Consider the following 16,741-nt stretch of genomic DNA (forward strand, 5'->3'; position numbering starts at 1 on the left):
ATGGATTTCACGCTGCCCGAGCACCTTCCGGGTGTGCTCGCCGAGATGGACGAGTTCATCGAGACCGAGATCAAACCGCTGGAACGCGAGAACATCCAGTATTTCGACCAGCGCCGCGAGCACGCGCGCACCGATTGGGACAACGACGGCATTCCCACCCGCGAGTGGGAGGACCTGCTCGCCGAGATGCGCAGGCGCGCCGACAAGGCGGGCTGGCTGCGCTACGGCCTGCCGGCCTCGCTCGGCGGCCGCGACGGCAGCAACGTCGACATGGCCGTCATCCGGGAACACCTGGCGCGCAAGGGACTTGGCCTGCACAACGACCTGCAGAACGAGTCGTCGATCGTCGGGAACTTCCCGCAGGTGATCATGATGGAGCGCTTCGGCACCGACGAGCAACGCCGGGTGTGGTCGGAAGCGCTGATCACCGGGGAACGTTCGATGGCGTTCGGACTGACCGAGCCCAAGCACGGCTCGGATGCCACCTGGCTGGAAACACACGCCGAACGTGACGGCGACACCTGGGTGATCAACGGCTCCAAGCGGTTCAACACCGGCGTGCACCGCGCCACCCACGACCTGGTCTTCGCCCGCACCTCCGGGGAGCCCGGCGGCGCACGCGGAATCACCGCGTTTCTGGTGCCGACCGATACGCCGGGGTTCGACGTTCCGTACTACTGGTGGACGTTCAACATGCCCACCGACCACGGCGAGGTCGAGCTGACCGACGTTCGGGTGCCCGCGGACGCGGTGCTCGGCGAGGTGGATCGCGGCCTGGAGGTGGCGCAAACCTTCCTGCACGAGAACAGGATTCGGCAGGCGGCCAGCAGCCTGGGCGCCGCGCAATACTGCATCGACCGCGCCGCCGAATACGCCGGCGGCCGAACTGTGTTCGGCAAGCCGCTGTCGGTCAACCAGGCGGTGCAGTGGCCGCTGGCCGAGTTGCAGACCGAAGCACAGATGGTGCGCCTGCTGGTCCAATACGCCGCCTGGCATCTGGACCGCGACCACCACATGGAGGTCTCCGACAAGGTGTCGATGGCGAATTACCGCGCCAATCGCCTGGTCTGCGACGCCGCCGATCGCGCCATGCAGATCTTCGGCGGCCTCGGGTACAGCCGGCACGAGCCGTTCGAGCACATCTACCGACACCACCGTCGTTACCGGATCACCGAGGGCGCCGAAGAGATCCAGATTCGCCGGGTGGCGCAGCGGCTGTTCAACTTCGGCCGAAAATGATGCACGATGACGAGTCGGCCGAGCTGACCGCCAAACTCGCCGCCGTGCTCACGTCGGCCATCGGCACCGACACGGCGGTCGAGAACCTGCGCGCGCTAACCGGCGGCGCCAGCAGAACCACCTGGGCGTTCGAGGCCGTGACCGGCGCGCAACGCCGCTCGCTGATCCTGCGCACCGGTCCGCCCGACGACGTGCATGCCGGCATGGAACTCGAGGCCCGGTCCCAGGCCGCCGCCGCGGCCGCCGGAGCTCCGGTCCCCCACGTCCTGATCGCCGACGATTCGCCTGCGGCACTGGGTAATCCGTTTCTGATCTGCGATGAGATCAAGGGCGAGACCATCGTGCGGCGCATCCAACGCCGGCTCGACTCCGGTGACGGGCACGCCGGCCGCGCCCGATTGCTGCAGCAGTGCGCGCAGGCGGCGGCCGCCATTCACCGCGCCGACCCACACGGCCCGGGCCTGGCCCACGAGGACCAGCTCGACGAATGGCGCCGGCGCCTTGACGACATGGGCGACACCACCGCCACCTTCGAATGGGGGTTTCGCTGGCTGGCCGCAAACCGGCCCGACCCGACGCCGGCGGTGCTGGTGCACGGCGACTTCCGGATGGGCAACCTCATCGTCGACGGATCCGACCTTGCCGCCGTGCTGGATTGGGAACTGGTGCACGTCGGCCAGGCGTACGAAGACCTGGCGTGGTTCTGCATTAGGGCCTGGCGATTCGGCGCCCCGGCCAGCCTGGGCGCCGGCGGCCTCGGCAGCATCGAGAGCTTCCTGCGGGCCTACGAGCAGGCCGGCGCGACTACCGTCGACCGGGTGGCGTTTCACTGGTGGCTGGTGCTGGCCACGCTGCGCTGGGGTGTCATCTGCCGATTCCAGGCGGAACGGCATCTGAGCGGTCAGCACCGCTCGGTCGAGCTGGCCACCATCGGGCGCCGCGTCTGCGAGACCGAGTGGGACCTGCTCAACCTGCTCGCGCCCGCCGACGATGGGCGCCGCGCGGCGGCGCGAGGAGGAGGCGGGCAATCGGGGCCGGGCGGCCCCGTGAGCGGTGCGTACGGCCGCCCGCAGGCGGCCGAACTCGTGGCCGCGGTGGCCGAATTCCTGGAGACCGACGTCCGGGCCGCGACCGACGGCCAGGTCAACTTTCACGCCAGGGTGGCGGCCAACGCCCTGCGCATCGTCGAGCGCGAACTACTCGACGACAGCGGGGCCGAATCCCGTGCGGCGCTGGCCGGCCTGGGTGTCGCCGACGAGGACCAGCTGGCCGCCGCGATCCGGTCCGGCGAGATGGACGACCGGGCGGCCGACGTCACGGCCTGCCTGCGCACCCTGGTACGGCGCCGGCTCGCCGTCGCCCACCCCGGATACGACAGCGAATAGGAGCCACCGCCATGCCCGCGTCCCGCGCAGAAACGGTCATCGAGGCCGCCGACCGCCTGTTCACGGCGATCGAGCGAGGCGATGTCGCGGCGGTCGGCGCGATGTGGAGCGACGACATCGCGGTATGGCGCGTCGGCTCGCGCCACGACCCCCTCAAAACGGACGACAAGGCCCGCGCGATGCGGGTCATCGAGTGGTTCATCGGCGCGACCACGCAGCGCCGCTACGAAATTCTCGACCGGCAGCTCTTCGACGACGGGTCCGCTCAGGGCTTCGTCCAGCAGCACGTCCTGCACGCGACCGGGCATGCGGGGCAATCGATCTCGCTGCGCGTGTGCATCGTGATCCGGGTGGGCACCGACGGCCGGATCGAGCGCATCGACGAATATTTCGACCCCGCCGGGATCGCGCCGTTGCTGGATTGAGACTAGATTCGCCACCAGACATGGGGGTGACGATGACGACTTTGGAGACACTGCTTCACGATCCCGACCTCGCCGGCGGGTGGAACCTGGTCTTGGATCGCTCGGCCATCACGTTCAAGGTCCGCAACATGTGGGGGCTCGTCAACGTCAAGGGCCGCTTCACCGACTTCACCGGCGACGGCCAACTGACCGGCAAGGGAGCGGTTTTCGGGCGCGTCGACATCCGGGCCGCCTCGCTGGACACCGGGATCGGCCGCCGCGACAAACACCTGCGCTCGGCGGACTTCTTCGACGTGGACCGCTTTCCCGAGATCGGCGTCGTCGTCACCGCGCTGCGCCCCACGACGGGCAAGGCCGCCGACGTTCGGGCCAACTTCACCATCAAGGGCATCACCGCGGAGCTGCCGCTGCCCGTCACGATCTCCGAACTCGACGACGGCTCGGTCCGCGTCGCCGGCGAGACCACGCTCGATCGTGCCCGGTTCGACCTGGGTTGGAACCGGCTCGGCATGATCGGCCCGACGGTGACCGCGGCGGCGGAAGCGATCTTCGTGCGCGAATCGCGATGAGATTTCTGCGGGCACCGGCGATAAGCCCGCAGCGACCCCAGTAGCATCTGCACCGTGTCCGACAGCCTCCCCCAATCCAGCGTCGCCCTGCGGATCCTCGTCTACAGCAGCAACGCCCAAACCCGCGAACGGGTGATGCGCGCGCTCGGCAAGCAGCTGCACCCGGATTTGCCCGAGTTGAGCTATGTCGAGGTGGCGACCGGTCCGATGGTGGTGCGGACGATGGACGAGGGCGGCATCGACCTGGCCATCCTGGACGGCGAGGCCACCCCGACGGGCGGCATGGGAATCGCGAAACAGCTCAAAGACGAACTCGAGACCTGCCCACCGCTGGTGGTGCTCACCGGGCGTCCCGACGACGCGTGGCTGGCATCCTGGTCGCGCGCCGAGGGTGCGGTGCCACATCCCATCGACCCCATCCTGCTGGGCCGCACGGTCCTCAATTTGCTGCGAACCCCGGTTCGCTGACCTTCTCCTCGCCGCGGCCATGCCGCGGCTTTTGCCTTCCGCTGACCGCCTGCGGCGGTTCTGACCACCGGCGCCGGTCCGAGTTCGCGCAGCACAGCACGCGCGCGGCCCCCCAATAGTGCAAAACGCCCACCCCGGGCAAGCGCACCGCGCGCCGCGACGCTATGTTGAAGATCACTGTGACGGGCTTCAGACCCAGTTCGTCACAGCAGCCCGGTTACCGCCTGGCCGCTGCAGGCGGCTCGTACGACGGATCATGGAGCGAATTGAACGTCTACATACCCATCCTGGTGCTCGGTGCGATCGCCGCGGCCTTTGCCGTGGGCTCGGTGGTGATCGCGAGCCTGGCGGGCCCGTCACGGTTCAACAAGTCGAAGATGGCGGCCTACGAGTGTGGGATCGAGCCCACCGAGACCTCGGTGAGCGGGCCGCATGCGACGGCAGGACAGCGGTTTCCGGTGAAGTACTACCTGACCGCGATGCTGTTCATCGTCTTCGACATCGAAATCGTGTTCCTGTATCCGTGGGCGGTCAGCTATGACGCGTTGGGCACGTTTGCTCTGGTCGAAATGGTCGTGTTCATGCTCACGGTCTTCGTGGCCTACGCGTACGTGTGGCGCCGCGGCGGCCTGACGTGGGATTGAGGTAAGACGTGGGTCTTGAGGAACAGCTGCCCGGCGGGATTCTGCTGTCCACGGTCGAGAAGGTGGCGGGCTATGTCCGCAAGAACTCGCTGTGGCCGGCGACATTCGGGTTGGCCTGCTGCGCCATCGAGATGATGGCAACCGCCGGGCCAAGATTCGACATCGCTCGGTTCGGCATGGAACGCTTCTCGGCCACCCCCCGGCAGGCCGATCTGATGATCGTCGCCGGCCGGGTCAGCCAGAAGATGGCACCGGTATTGCGGCAGATCTACGACCAGATGGCCGAACCGAAATGGGTGCTCGCCATGGGCGTGTGCGCGTCGTCGGGCGGAATGTTCAACAACTACGCGATCGTCCAGGGCGTGGATCACGTGGTCCCGGTGGACATCTACCTGCCCGGATGCCCGCCGCGGCCGGAGATGCTGCTGTACGCAATCCTGAAGCTGCACGAGAAGATTCAGGAGATGCCGCTGGGCGTCAACCGGGAAGACGCCATCGCCGAGGCCGAGCAGGCGGCGCTGTCGGCCCGGCCCACCATCGAGATGCGCGGACTGCTGCGATGAGTTCGCCGAATCAGGATCCACACGAGGCGATCGGCCGCGCCGACGAAGAAGTCATCGACGTGCGCCGCGGCATGTTCGGCGTCCAAGGCTCGGGTGACACGTCCGGCTACGGCCGGCTGGTGCGCGAAGTCCTGCTTCCGGGCAGCAGCCCGCGGCCCTACGGCGGCTACTTCGACGAGCTCGTCGACGGACTGGCCGAGGCCCTGAAAAAGGGCGGCGTCGAATTCACGGACGCGATCGAAAAAGTGGTGGTGTACCGCAACGAGCTCACCTTGCATGTGCGCCGGGAGGCGCTGCCGCAGGTCGCCCAGCGCCTTCGCGACGAACCGCAACTGCGCTTCGAAATGTGCCTGGGCGTCAGCGGGGTGCACTACCCGCACGAGGCCGGCCGCGAACTGCACGCGGTTTATCCGCTGCAATCGATCACGCACAACCGCCGCGTCCGCCTGGAAGTGTCTGCGCCCGACGATGATCCGCACATCCCGTCGCTGTTCGGCATCTATCCGACCACCGACTGGCACGAGCGTGAGACCTACGACTTCTTCGGCATCATCTTCGACGGTCACCCGTCGCTGACCCGCATCGAAATGCCCGACGACTGGCACGGACATCCGCAGCGCAAGGACTACCCCCTCGGCGGAATTCCCGTCGAATACAAAGGCGCACAGATCCCCCCGCCCGACGAGCGGAGAGCGTACAACTGATGAGCACCACCACCGAATCGACGCACGACGGCGCCGGCGAGACACTCGTGGTCGCCGGCGGCCAAGACTGGGACAAGGTCGTCGAAGCCGCCCGCAACGCCGATCCCGGCGAACGCATCGTCGTCAACATGGGGCCCCAGCACCCGTCCACGCACGGGGTGCTGCGGCTGATCCTGGAAATCGAGGGCGAGACGGTCACCGACGCCCGCTGCGGCATCGGGTACCTGCACACCGGCATCGAAAAGAACCTCGAATACCGCTACTGGACCCAGGGCGTCACCTTCGTGACCCGGATGGATTACCTCGCACCGTTTTTCAACGAGACCGCCTACTGCCTGGGCGTGGAGAAGCTACTCGGCATCACCGACCAGATACCCGAGCGCGTCGACGTCATCCGGGTGTTGATGATGGAGCTCAACCGGATTTCGTCGCACCTGGTGGCCTTGGCCACCGGCGGCATGGAACTGGGCGCCATGACCCCGATGTTCGTCGGTTTCCGGGGCCGCGAGATCGTGCTGACCCTGTTCGAATCGATCACCGGCTTGCGGATGAACAGCAACTACATCCGGCCCGGCGGCGTGGCCCAGGACCTGCCACCGAACGCGCAGACCGAGATCGCCGAGGCCCTCGAACCGCTGCGCGAAGTGCTGCGCGAGATGAGCGGCCTGCTCAACGAGAACGCCATCTGGAAGGCCCGCACCCAGGACGTCGGCTACCTGGACCTGACCGGGTGCATGGCGCTGGGCATCACCGGGCCGATCCTGCGTGCCACCGGGCTGCCGCACGATCTGCGCAAGAGCGAACCGTACTGCGGATATGAAAACTACGAATTCGACGTAATCACCGAAGACACGTGTGATGCTTACGGGCGCTACATGATTCGTGTCAACGAGATGTGGGAGTCGATCAAGATCGTCGAGCAGTGTCTGGACAAGTTGAAGCCCGGCCCGACCATGGTCGAAGATCGCAAGATCGCCTGGCCGGCCGACCTGAAGGTGGGCCCGGACGGCATGGGCAACTCGCCGGAGCACATCGCCAAGATCATGGGCGGTTCGATGGAGGCCTTGATCCACCACTTCAAATTGGTCACCGAGGGCATCAGGGTTCCGCCCGGCCAGGTGTACACCGCGGTCGAGTCGCCGCGCGGGGAGCTCGGCGTGCACATGGTCAGCGACGGCGGCACCCGGCCCTACCGAGTGCATTACCGAGACCCCTCGTTCACCAACCTGCAGTCGGTCGCCGCGATGTGCGAGGGCGGGTTGGTCGCCGACCTGATCACCTCGGTCGCCAGCATCGACCCGGTCATGGGCGGGGTGGACCGGTGACCGGCCCGCAGGGACAGCCGGTCTTCCTGCGGCTCGGCCCGCCGCCGGACGAGCCCAACGCGTTCGTCGTCGAGGGCGCGCCCACGTCGTATCCGCCCGAGGTGCGGGCCCGGCTGGAGGTCGACGCCAAGGAGATCATGGGCCGCTACCCCGAGAAGCGCTCGGCGCTGCTGCCGTTGCTGCACCTGGTGCAGGCGCAGGATTCCTACCTGACGCCGGCGGGCCTGGAGTTCTGCGGTGAGCAGCTGGGACTCAGCGGAGCCGAGGTGTCCGCCGTGGCGAGCTTTTACACGATGTATCGCCGCGGCCCCACCGGCGACTACCTGGTAGGCGTCTGCACCAACACGCTGTGCGCCGTCATGGGCGGCGACGCCATTTTCGATGCCCTGAAAGAACATTTGGGCATCGGCAACGACGAGACGACCGCCGACGGATCGGTCACCCTGCAACACATCGAATGCAACGCCGCCTGCGACTACGCGCCCGTGGTGATGGTCAACTGGGAGTTCTTCGACAACCAGACTTGCGAATCGGCACGCGAACTCGTCGACTCGCTGCGTTCCGGTGAGCCGAAGGCCCCGACCCGCGGCGCGCCGCTGTGCGCCTTCCGGGAGACGTCGCGCATCCTGGCCGGCCTGCCCGACGAGCGGCCCGACCAGGGGCAGGGAGGCGCCGGTGCGGCGACCCTGGCCGGCCTGAAGGTAGCCAAGGAACACGGCATGCAGGCGCCCGGCGCGCCGGAAGGCCAGCCATGACAACCACTTCCGAGACGTCCGGCGCCACGCCGCTCACTCCGGTGCTCAGCCGCTTCTGGGACGACCCCGAGTCCTGGACGCTTGAGACCTACCGCCGGCACGGTGGCTACGAGGCGATGAAGAAGGCGCTGGCGATGGAGCCGGACGCGGTGATCGGGGTGGTGAAGGATTCCGGGCTGCGCGGGCGCGGCGGCGCGGGCTTCTCGACCGGGACCAAGTGGTCGTTCATCCCGCAGGGCGACACCGGCGCGGCCGCCAAACCGCACTACCTAGTGGTCAACGCCGACGAGTCGGAACCCGGTACCTGCAAAGACATTCCGCTGATGCTGGCGACACCGCACGTCCTCGTCGAGGGCGTCATCATCGCCGCCTACGCGATCCGGGCCAACCACGCGTTCATCTATGTGCGCGGCGAGGTGCTGCCGGTGCTGCGCCGCCTGCAGAACGCGGTGGCCGAGGCGTACGCCGCCGGGTACCTGGGCCGCGACATCAACGGCTCGGGATTCGATCTGGAGCTGGTCGTGCACGCGGGCGCCGGCGCGTACATCTGCGGCGAGGAGACCGCGCTGCTGGATTCGCTGGAAGGCCGACGCGGCCAGCCGCGGCTGCGCCCGCCGTTCCCCGCGGTGGCCGGCCTGTACGGCTGCCCCACGGTGATCAACAACGTCGAGACCATCGCGAGCGTGCCGTCGATCATCGGCAACGGCGTGGACTGGTTCCGCTCGATGGGAAGCGAAAAATCCCCGGGCTTCACGCTGTATTCGCTGTCCGGGCACGTCACCCGCCCCGGACAGTACGAGGCCCCGCTGGGAATCACGTTGCGGGAGTTGCTCGCCTACGCCGGCGGGGTGCGGGCCGGCCACCGGCTGAAGTTCTGGACGCCCGGCGGCTCGTCGACCCCGCTGCTGACCGACGAGCATCTCGACGTCCCGCTGGACTACGAGGGCGTGGGCGGCGCCGGCTCGATGCTGGGCACCAAGGCGCTGGAGATCTTCGACGAAACCACCTGCGTGGTGCGTGCGGTGCAGCGCTGGACGTACTTCTACAAGCACGAATCGTGCGGCAAATGCACGCCGTGCCGCGAGGGCACCTTCTGGCTGGACAAGATCTACGAGCGGCTGGAGGCCGGCACCGGCACCCACGAGGACCTCGACAAACTGCTGGACATCTCCGACTCCATCTTGGGTAAAGCGTTCTGCGCCTTGGGCGATGGCGCCGCCAGCCCCGTCATGTCGTCGATCCAGTACTTCCGCGACGAGTACGTCGCCCATGTCGAGGGCGGCGGATGCCCGTTCGACCCACGAGACTCCATGCTGATACCGAACGGAAAGGCATGACGAGCTGATGACGAGCCTTGCCAAAACCGAGACCGGCGACGAGGTGCGTCCGCCGGAGATGGTGACGCTGACCATCGACGGCATCGAAATCAGCGTTCCCAAGGGAACTCTGGTGATCCGGGCCGCCGAACTGATGGGCATCCAGATCCCGCGGTTCTGCGACCACCCGCTGCTGGAGCCGGTCGGCGCGTGCCGCCAGTGCCTGGTCGAGGTCGAGGGCCAGCGCAAGCCGATGGCCTCGTGCACCACCGTGGCCACCGACGACATGGTCGTGCGCACCCAGCTCACCTCCGAGGCCGCCGACAAGGCGCAGCACGGCGTGATGGAGCTGCTGCTGATCAACCATCCGCTCGACTGCCCCATGTGCGACAAGGGCGGCGAATGCCCGCTGCAGAACCAGGCAATGTCCAACGGGCGGGCCGATTCTCGCTTCACCGACGAGAAGCGCACCTTCGCCAAGCCGATCAACATCTCCTCGCAGGTTCTGCTCGACCGCGAGCGCTGCATCCTGTGCGCGCGCTGCACGCGGTTCTCCGAACAGATCGCCGGCGACCCGTTCATCGACATGCAGGAGCGGGGCGCCCTGCAGCAGGTCGGCATCTACGCCAACGAGCCGTTCGACTCCTACTTCTCGGGCAACACGGTGCAGATCTGCCCGGTGGGCGCGCTGACCGGGACCGCCTACCGCTTCCGGGCCCGTCCGTTCGATCTCGTCTCCAGCCCGAGCGTCTGCGAACACTGTGCCTCCGGATGCGCACAGCGCACCGACCACCGCCGCGGCAAGGTGCTGCGCCGGCTGGCCGGCGACGACCCGGAAGTCAACGAGGAGTGGAACTGCGACAAGGGCCGGTGGGCGTTCACTTACGCGACCCAGCCCGACGTGATCACCACTCCCCTGGTTCGCGACGCCGACGGCTCGCTGCAGCCGACCTCGTGGTCACACGCGATCGCCGTCGCGACGCAGGGCCTCGAGGCGGCGCGCGGGCGCACGGGGGTGCTGGTCGGCGGCCGCGCGACCCTGGAGGACGCCTACGCCTACTCCAAGTTCGCGCGAATCGTGCTGGACGGCAACGACATCGACTTCCGCGCCCGGCCGAGTTCGGCCGAGGAGGCCGACTTCCTGGCGGCCCGCATCGCCGGCAGGCCGATGACCGTCAGCTACGCCGATCTGGAGTCGGCGCCGGTGGTCGTGCTGGCCGGGTTCGAGCCCGAGGACGAGTCGCCGATCGTGTTCCTGCGGCTGCGCAAGGCGGCCCGCAAACGCGGGTTGCCCGTCTACGCGGTGGCGCCGTTCGCCACCCGGGCGCTGGACAAGATGTCCGGCCGGCTGATCAAGACCGTGCCCGGCGCCGAAGCCGCGGCGCTGGACGGGTTGGCCACCGGCGAGGTGGGTGACCTGCTGTCCACCCCCGGCGCGGTCATCATGGTCGGCGAACGCTTGGCCACCGTGCCGGGCGGATTGTCCGCTGCGGCGCGGCTCGCCGATACCACCGGCGCCCGCCTGGCCTGGGTGCCGCGGCGCGCCGGCGAGCGGGGCGCGCTGGAGGCCGGTGCGCTGCCCGGGCTGCTGCCCGGCGGCCGTCCGGTGGACGACGAGACCGCCCGGGCGCAGGTGGCGCGGGCCTGGAACGTGTCCGAATTGCCCTCCGGCCGTGGGCGTGACGCCGACGGCATCCTGGCCGCCGCCACCGACGGGACGCTGGGCGCGCTGCTGGTGGGTGGCGTCGAGCCCGACGACTTCGCCGACCCCGAAGCGGTGCTGGCGGCGCTGGACGGCGCCGGCTTCGTGGTCAGCCTCGAGATGCGGGACAGCGCCGTCACGCGGCGCGCCGACGTGGTGTTCCCGGTCGCGTCGACGACACAGAAGGCCGGCGCGTTCATCAACTGGGAGGGCCGCTTCCGGCCCTTCGACGCCGCGCTGCGCAACACCCAGGACGCCACCCAGTCCGACCACCAGGTGCTCGACGCGCTGGCCGACGAGATGGGCGTCTACCTGGGCATGTCCACCGTCGACGCGGCCCGCGAAGAACTGGCCGCGCTGCGGCACTGGGACGGCAAGCGCCCCGCGAGCCCGGACGTCGCGGCGCCGCAGCCACCCGAGGTCGGCGCTGGCGAGGCGGTGCTGGCCGGCTGGCGGATGTTGCTGGACAACGCCCGAATGCAGGACGGTGAGCCACATCTGGCGGGAACGGCCCGCAAATCCGTCGTGCGGCTGTCCGCCGACACGGCCGCCGAGATCGGCGCCGCCGAGGGCGACGCGGTGACCGTCAGCACGTCACGCGGGTCCATCAGCCTGCCGCTGCTCGTCACCGACATGCCCGACCGGGTGGCGTGGCTCCCACTCAACTCGTCGGCGTCGGCGGTGTACCGCCAGCTCGGGGCAACCCCCGGCAGCACAGTGAAAATCGGAGTGGGCAAATGACTCGCGCCGGCGACGATGCAGAGCGAAGCGATGAGGAGGAGCGGCGCACATGACCACCGGCTTGACGGTCTTCGGGCACGACACCTGGTGGCTGGTGCTCGGCAAGGCCCTGGCCATCTTCGTGTTCCTCATGCTCAACGTGCTCGTCGCGATCCTGCTCGAACGCAAGATCCTCGGCTGGATGCAGCGCAGGCCCGGACCGAACCGGGCGGGACCCTGGGGCGTCCTGCAGAGCCTGGCCGACGGAATCAAGTTGGCGCTCAAGGAAACGATCACGCCCGGTGGTGTCGACAAGTTCGTCTACTTCGCGGCGCCGGTCATCTCCACGATCCCGGCGTTCACCGCCTTCGCGTTCATCCCGTTCGGCCCGGTGGTGTCGGTGTTCGGCCACCGGACGCCGCTGCAACTGACCGACCTCCCCGTCGCGGTGCTGTTCATTCTGGGGCTGTCGGCCATCGGGGTGTACGGAATCGTGTTGGGCGGCTGGGCATCCGGGTCCACCTATCCACTGCTGGGCGGGGTGCGCTCCACCGCCCAGGTCATCTCCTACGAGGTGGCGATGGGACTGTCGTTCGCGGCGGTGTTTCTGTACGCCGGCTCCATGTCGACGTCACAGATCGTCGCCGCGCAGGACCGGGTCTGGTACGTGTTCCTGCTGCTGCCGTCGTTCGTGATCTACCTGATCTCGATGGTCGGCGAAACCAACCGGGCGCCCTTCGATTTGCCCGAGGCCGAGGGTGAACTGGTCGCGGGATTCCACACCGAGTACTCGTCGCTGAAGTTCGCGATGTTCATGCTGGCCGAGTACGTCAACATGATGACGGTGTCCTCGCTCGCCACCGCCTTGTTCTTCGGCGGCTGGCATGCGCCGTGGCCGCTGAACATGTGGGCCGGCGCCAACACCGGGTGGTGGCCGGTGCTGTGGTTCACCGCCAAGATGTGGACCTTCTTGTTCATCTACTTCTGGCTGCGGGCCTCGCTGCCCCGGCTGCGCTACGACCAGTTCATGGGCCTGGGCTGGAAGCTTTTGATCCCGGCCTCGCTGGTCTGGGTGCTGATCGCGGCGGTGGTCCGCACACTGCGCAACCAGGGGTATCAGCACTGGACCCCGGTACTCGTGGTGAGCAGCATCGTGTTCGCCACGGTCCTGGTGATGTTGCTGCGAAAACCGTTCAGCGCGCCGGGGATTCGCGCGCTGGAGCGCCAGCTGCGGCGTCAGGCGAAGAAGGTGCCGGCCGCATCGATCTCCACACCGGTATTCCCGACACCGCCGCTGCCGGCGAAAGAGATGAAGTCGCTGGCGGCGGCGAGCAAGGAGGAAGCACGTGGCTAAATTCTTGGACGCCGTGGCCGGATTCGGCGTGACGCTGGGATCGATGTTCAAAAAGCGCGTCACCGAGGAGTATCCGGAAAAGCCGGGCCCGGTCATGCCCCGCTATCACGGGCGTCACCAGCTGAACCGCTACCCCGACGGCCTGGAGAAGTGCATCGGCTGCGAACTGTGCGCGTGGGCGTGCCCGGCCGACGCGATCTACGTCGAGGGCGCCGACAACACCGAGGAACTCAGGTACTCCCCCGGGGAACGCTACGGCCGGGTGTATCAGATCAACTATCTGCGCTGCATCGGCTGCGGCCTGTGCATCGAAGCCTGCCCGACCCGGGCGCTGACGATGACCAACGACTACGAGATGGCCGACGACAATCGCGCCGACCTCATCTACGAGAAGGACCGGCTGCTGGCCCCGCTGCTGCAAGACATGCTCGCGCCGCCGCATCCCAGGGCCGAGGGCGCCACCGACAAGGACTACTACCTGGGCAACGTGACCGCACACGGGCTGCGGGACAACCAGCACGCCGGAGACTCCCGGTGACCGGTTTCGCGGGCCACGCCGTCACGTCCGTGATGGCCTCCAGTTTCGCCCACGACACCATCGCTCGAACCTCCACCGGCGAAGCGGTGACGTTCTGGGTGCTGGGGGCGCTGGCGGTGATCGGTGCGCTCGGGGTGGTGTTGGCGGTCAACGCCGTCTACTCGGCGATGTTTTTGGCCATGACGATGATCATCCTGGCGGTGTTCTACATGATCCAGGACGCGTTGTTCTTGGGCGTCGTTCAGGTCGTCGTCTACACCGGCGCGGTGATGATGCTGTTCCTGTTCGTGCTCATGCTCATCGGCGTGGACTCCGCCGAATCGCTGCGGGAGACGCTGCGGGGCCAGCGCGTCGCCGCGGTGGCCGCCGGTGTCGGATTCGGCATCCTGCTCATCGCCGCCATCGGCGACGTGGCCGCGGGCGGCTTCGCCGGGCTGACCACCGCGAACGCCGCCGGCAACGTGGAAGGGCTGGCGGCGCTGATCTTTTCGCGCTACCTGTGGGCATTCGAACTCACCAGCGCATTGCTGATCACCGCGGCCGTCGGGGCCATGGTGCTGGCGCATCGCGAGCGTTTCGAACGCCGCAAGACGCAACGCGAGCTCTCCCAGGAACGATTCCGGCCCGGCGGGCACCCCACCCCGCTGCCCGGCCCCGGCGTCTACGCCCGCCACAACGCCGTCGACGTGGCCGCGCTGCTGCCGGACGGCTCGTACTCGAAGCTGTCGGTGTCGCCGATGCTGCAAAGCCGCGGCGCCGACGGCAAGAAAACCCCGTCCCCCGAGGCAAGCTCGAGTCTGTCACAAGGCGGTCCGTCGTGAATCCCGCTAATTACCTGTACCTTTCGGCGCTGCTGTTCACCATCGGGGCCGCCGGTGTGTTGCTGCGCCGCAACGCCATCGTGATGTTCATGTGCGTCGAGCTCATGCTCAACGCCGTCAACCTCGCGTTCGTCACGTTCGCGCGGATGCACGGCCACCTGGACGGACAGATGATCGCGTTCTTCACGATGGTGGTGGCCGCCTGCGAGGTGGTCATCGGCCTGGCCATCATCATGACCATTTTCCGTGCCCGCAAATCGGCGTCCGTCGACGACGCGAACCTACTCAAAGGCTGAAGAGCGCCACGTGACGAATCTTATTGGGACTCAATACAGCTGGCTGCTGGTCGCGCTGCCGTTGGCGGGTGCCACCATCCTGCTGTTCGGCGGGCGGCGCACCGACCGCTGGGGGCATTGGCTGGGCTGCGCCACTGCGCTGGCGGCATTCGCCCTGGGCCTGAGCCTCCTGGGCGAGTTGCTCGGCCGCCCCGCCGACGACCGCGTCATCCACCAAAAGGTGTTCAGCTGGATCCCGGTCGGCCAGCTCCAGGTCGACCTCGGGCTCCAGATCGACCAGCTGTCGGTCTGTTTCGTGTTGCTGATCTCGGGGGTCGGCTCGCTGATCCACATCTATTCGGTCGCCTACATGGCCGAAGACCCCGACCGCCGGCGCTTTTTCGGCTACCTCAACTTGTTCCTCGCCTCGATGCTGCTGCTCGTGGTCGCCGACAACTACGTGGTGCTCTACGTCGGCTGGGAAGGGGTGGGCCTAGCGTCCTACCTGCTGATCGGGTTCTGGTACCACAAGCCGACCGCCGCCACCGCCGCCAAGAAGGCTTTCGTGATGAACCGGGTCGGCGACGCGGGGCTGGCGCTCGGAATGTTCTTGATGTTCAGCACTTTCGGCACGCTGTCGTACGCCGGGGTGTTCGCCGGGGCGCCGGCCGCAGGGCGGGGCGCGCTGACCGCGATGGGGCTGTTGCTGCTGCTGGGCGCCTGCGCCAAATCCGCGCAGGTGCCGCTGCAGGCCTGGCTGGGTGACGCCATGGAGGGCCCCACCCCGGTGTCCGCGTTGATCCACGCCGCCACCATGGTGACCGCCGGGGTGTATCTGATCGTGCGGTCCAACCCGCTGTACAACCTCTCGCCCGACGCGCAACTGGCGGTGGTCGTCGTGGGTGCGGTCACGTTGCTGCTCGGGGCCTTCATCGGCTGCGCCAAGGACGACATCAAGCGGGCGCTGGCGGCCTCGACGATGAGCCAGATCGGTTACATGGTGCTGGCCGCGGGCCTGGGTCCGGCCGGCTACGCGTTCGCGATCATGCATCTGCTCACCCACGGCTTCTTCAAGGCCGGGCTGTTCCTGGGATCCGGCGCGGTGATCCACGCGATGGACGAAGAGCAGGACATGCGCCGCTACGGCGGCCTGCGCGCCGCGCTGCCGATCACGTTCGCCACGTTCGGCCTGGGATACCTGGCGATCATCGGTGTGCCGCCCTTCGCGGGCTACTTCTCCAAGGACGCCATCATCGAGGCGGCGCTGGCCGCCGGCGGCGTCCGGGGTTACGTGCTGGGCGCGGCGGCGCTGCTGGGCGCGGGCGTCACCGCGTTCTACATGACCCGCGTCATGCTGATGACCTTCTTCGGTAAAAAGCGCTGGGCGCCCGGCGCCCACCCGCACGAGGCGCCCGGCCTGATGACGTGGCCCATGATCCTGCTGGCGATCGGCTCGGTGTTCTCCGGCGGCCTGCTCGCGGTCGGTGGCACCTTGGCGCGCTGGCTCGAACCGGTCGTCGGGAAACACGAAGAAGTCACCCACGCGTTCCCGGTCTGGGTCAGCAGCGCGCTGGCATTGGGTGTGGTCGCCATCGGGATCGCCGTCGCCTACCGGCTTTACGCCACCGCGGACATCCCCCGGGTGGCCCCCCTGTCGGTCTCGCCCCTGACGTCGGCCGTCCGCAAGGACTTCTACGGCGATGCCCTCAACGAGGAGGTGTTCATGCGCCCCGGTGCGCAACTGACCCACGCGCTTGTCGAAGTCGACAACGCGGGCGTCGACGGCTCGGTCAACGCGCTGGCGGCGCTCGTGAGCCAGGCGTCGAATCGGCTGCGGGGCCTGCAAACCGGCTTCGCCCGCAACTACGCACTGTCGATGCTGACGGGCGCGGTGCTGGTGGTCGCGCTGATCCTGGCGGTGAAACTGTGGTGAACCCG

Annotated in this window: 17 protein-coding genes; all 17 read left to right on the forward strand. The window is 67.9% G+C overall.

Going from position 1 to position 16,741, the window contains the following annotated elements; translation table 11 throughout:
* The 17 genes from P6281_RS19705 (at nucleotide 1) to nuoL (ending at nucleotide 16,736) form a co-directional block, all read left to right on the forward strand.
* The gene (locus P6281_RS19705; RefSeq protein ID WP_009955110.1) at nucleotides 1-1,239 is read left to right on the forward strand and encodes an acyl-CoA dehydrogenase family protein; all 1,239 of its coding nucleotides are present in this window, start codon (nucleotides 1-3) and stop codon (nucleotides 1,237-1,239) included.
* A complete protein-coding gene (locus P6281_RS19710; protein WP_014385571.1) occupies nucleotides 1,236-2,624 on the forward strand; it encodes a phosphotransferase family protein in 1,389 nt (462 codons plus the stop codon). The genes P6281_RS19705 and P6281_RS19710 overlap by 4 nt, the downstream gene beginning before the upstream one ends.
* An 11-nt stretch (nucleotides 2,625-2,635) precedes the next feature.
* Entirely contained in the window at nucleotides 2,636-3,049 is a 414-nt protein-coding gene (locus P6281_RS19715; protein ID WP_009955114.1) for a nuclear transport factor 2 family protein, read from the forward strand.
* Nucleotides 3,050-3,081: 32 nt separating this feature from the next.
* Entirely contained in the window at nucleotides 3,082-3,618 is a 537-nt protein-coding gene (locus P6281_RS19720) for a YceI family protein (protein WP_179960088.1), read from the forward strand.
* Nucleotides 3,619-3,672: 54 nt separating this feature from the next.
* Nucleotides 3,673-4,086 carry an Rv3143 family two-component system response regulator gene (locus P6281_RS19725; protein ID WP_008259435.1) on the forward strand — a complete coding sequence of 138 codons (414 nt, stop codon included), beginning with the start codon at nucleotides 3,673-3,675 and terminating at the stop codon, nucleotides 4,084-4,086.
* Between the two features lie 266 nt (nucleotides 4,087-4,352).
* Nucleotides 4,353-4,730: an NADH-quinone oxidoreductase subunit A gene (locus P6281_RS19730; RefSeq protein ID WP_008259436.1), complete on the forward strand. Its 378-nt coding sequence runs from the start codon at nucleotides 4,353-4,355 to the stop codon at nucleotides 4,728-4,730.
* Nucleotides 4,731-4,738: 8 nt separating this feature from the next.
* Nucleotides 4,739-5,293, forward strand: a complete 555-nt coding sequence (locus tag P6281_RS19735; protein ID WP_008259437.1) for a NuoB/complex I 20 kDa subunit family protein — start codon at nucleotides 4,739-4,741, stop codon at nucleotides 5,291-5,293.
* On the forward strand, nucleotides 5,290-5,997 hold the full coding sequence (locus tag P6281_RS19740) for an NADH-quinone oxidoreductase subunit C (protein ID WP_009955118.1): 708 nt from the start codon (nucleotides 5,290-5,292) through the stop codon (nucleotides 5,995-5,997). The genes P6281_RS19735 and P6281_RS19740 overlap by 4 nt, the downstream gene beginning before the upstream one ends.
* Entirely contained in the window at nucleotides 5,997-7,322 is a 1,326-nt protein-coding gene (gene nuoD / locus P6281_RS19745; protein ID WP_008259439.1) for an NADH dehydrogenase (quinone) subunit D, read from the forward strand. Before P6281_RS19740 ends, nuoD begins: the two co-directional genes overlap by 1 nt.
* Entirely contained in the window at nucleotides 7,319-8,077 is a 759-nt protein-coding gene (nuoE, locus tag P6281_RS19750; protein ID WP_009955120.1) for an NADH-quinone oxidoreductase subunit NuoE, read from the forward strand. The genes nuoD and nuoE overlap by 4 nt, the downstream gene beginning before the upstream one ends.
* Nucleotides 8,074-9,414 (forward strand): NADH-quinone oxidoreductase subunit NuoF, encoded by a 1,341-nt coding sequence (gene nuoF, locus P6281_RS19755; protein WP_009955121.1) that lies wholly within the window; start codon nucleotides 8,074-8,076, stop codon nucleotides 9,412-9,414. The genes nuoE and nuoF overlap by 4 nt, the downstream gene beginning before the upstream one ends.
* Nucleotides 9,415-9,421: 7 nt before the next feature.
* Nucleotides 9,422-11,836 (forward strand): NADH-quinone oxidoreductase subunit G, encoded by a 2,415-nt coding sequence (locus tag P6281_RS19760; protein ID WP_014383097.1) that lies wholly within the window; start codon nucleotides 9,422-9,424, stop codon nucleotides 11,834-11,836.
* A 61-nt stretch (nucleotides 11,837-11,897) separates the two neighbouring features.
* A complete protein-coding gene (gene nuoH, locus P6281_RS19765; protein WP_014712168.1) occupies nucleotides 11,898-13,169 on the forward strand; it encodes an NADH-quinone oxidoreductase subunit NuoH in 1,272 nt (423 codons plus the stop codon).
* A complete protein-coding gene (gene nuoI, locus P6281_RS19770; RefSeq protein ID WP_009952979.1) occupies nucleotides 13,162-13,707 on the forward strand; it encodes an NADH-quinone oxidoreductase subunit NuoI in 546 nt (181 codons plus the stop codon). Before nuoH ends, nuoI begins: the two co-directional genes overlap by 8 nt.
* 32 nt (nucleotides 13,708-13,739) lie before the next feature.
* A complete protein-coding gene (locus P6281_RS19775) occupies nucleotides 13,740-14,528 on the forward strand; it encodes an NADH-quinone oxidoreductase subunit J (RefSeq protein WP_201408018.1) in 789 nt (262 codons plus the stop codon).
* Nucleotides 14,525-14,824: an NADH-quinone oxidoreductase subunit NuoK gene (gene nuoK, locus P6281_RS19780; protein ID WP_008259456.1), complete on the forward strand. Its 300-nt coding sequence runs from the start codon at nucleotides 14,525-14,527 to the stop codon at nucleotides 14,822-14,824. The genes P6281_RS19775 and nuoK overlap by 4 nt, the downstream gene beginning before the upstream one ends.
* A gap of 10 nt (nucleotides 14,825-14,834) precedes the next feature.
* The gene (gene nuoL / locus P6281_RS19785; protein ID WP_014383100.1) at nucleotides 14,835-16,736 is read left to right on the forward strand and encodes an NADH-quinone oxidoreductase subunit L; all 1,902 of its coding nucleotides are present in this window, start codon (nucleotides 14,835-14,837) and stop codon (nucleotides 16,734-16,736) included.
* Nucleotides 16,737-16,741 lie beyond the last annotated feature (5 nt).

The organism is Mycobacterium sp. 5-140-3-2 (assembly GCF_035666375.1).
Lineage (GTDB): Bacteria > Actinomycetota > Actinomycetes > Mycobacteriales > Mycobacteriaceae > Mycobacterium > Mycobacterium intracellulare.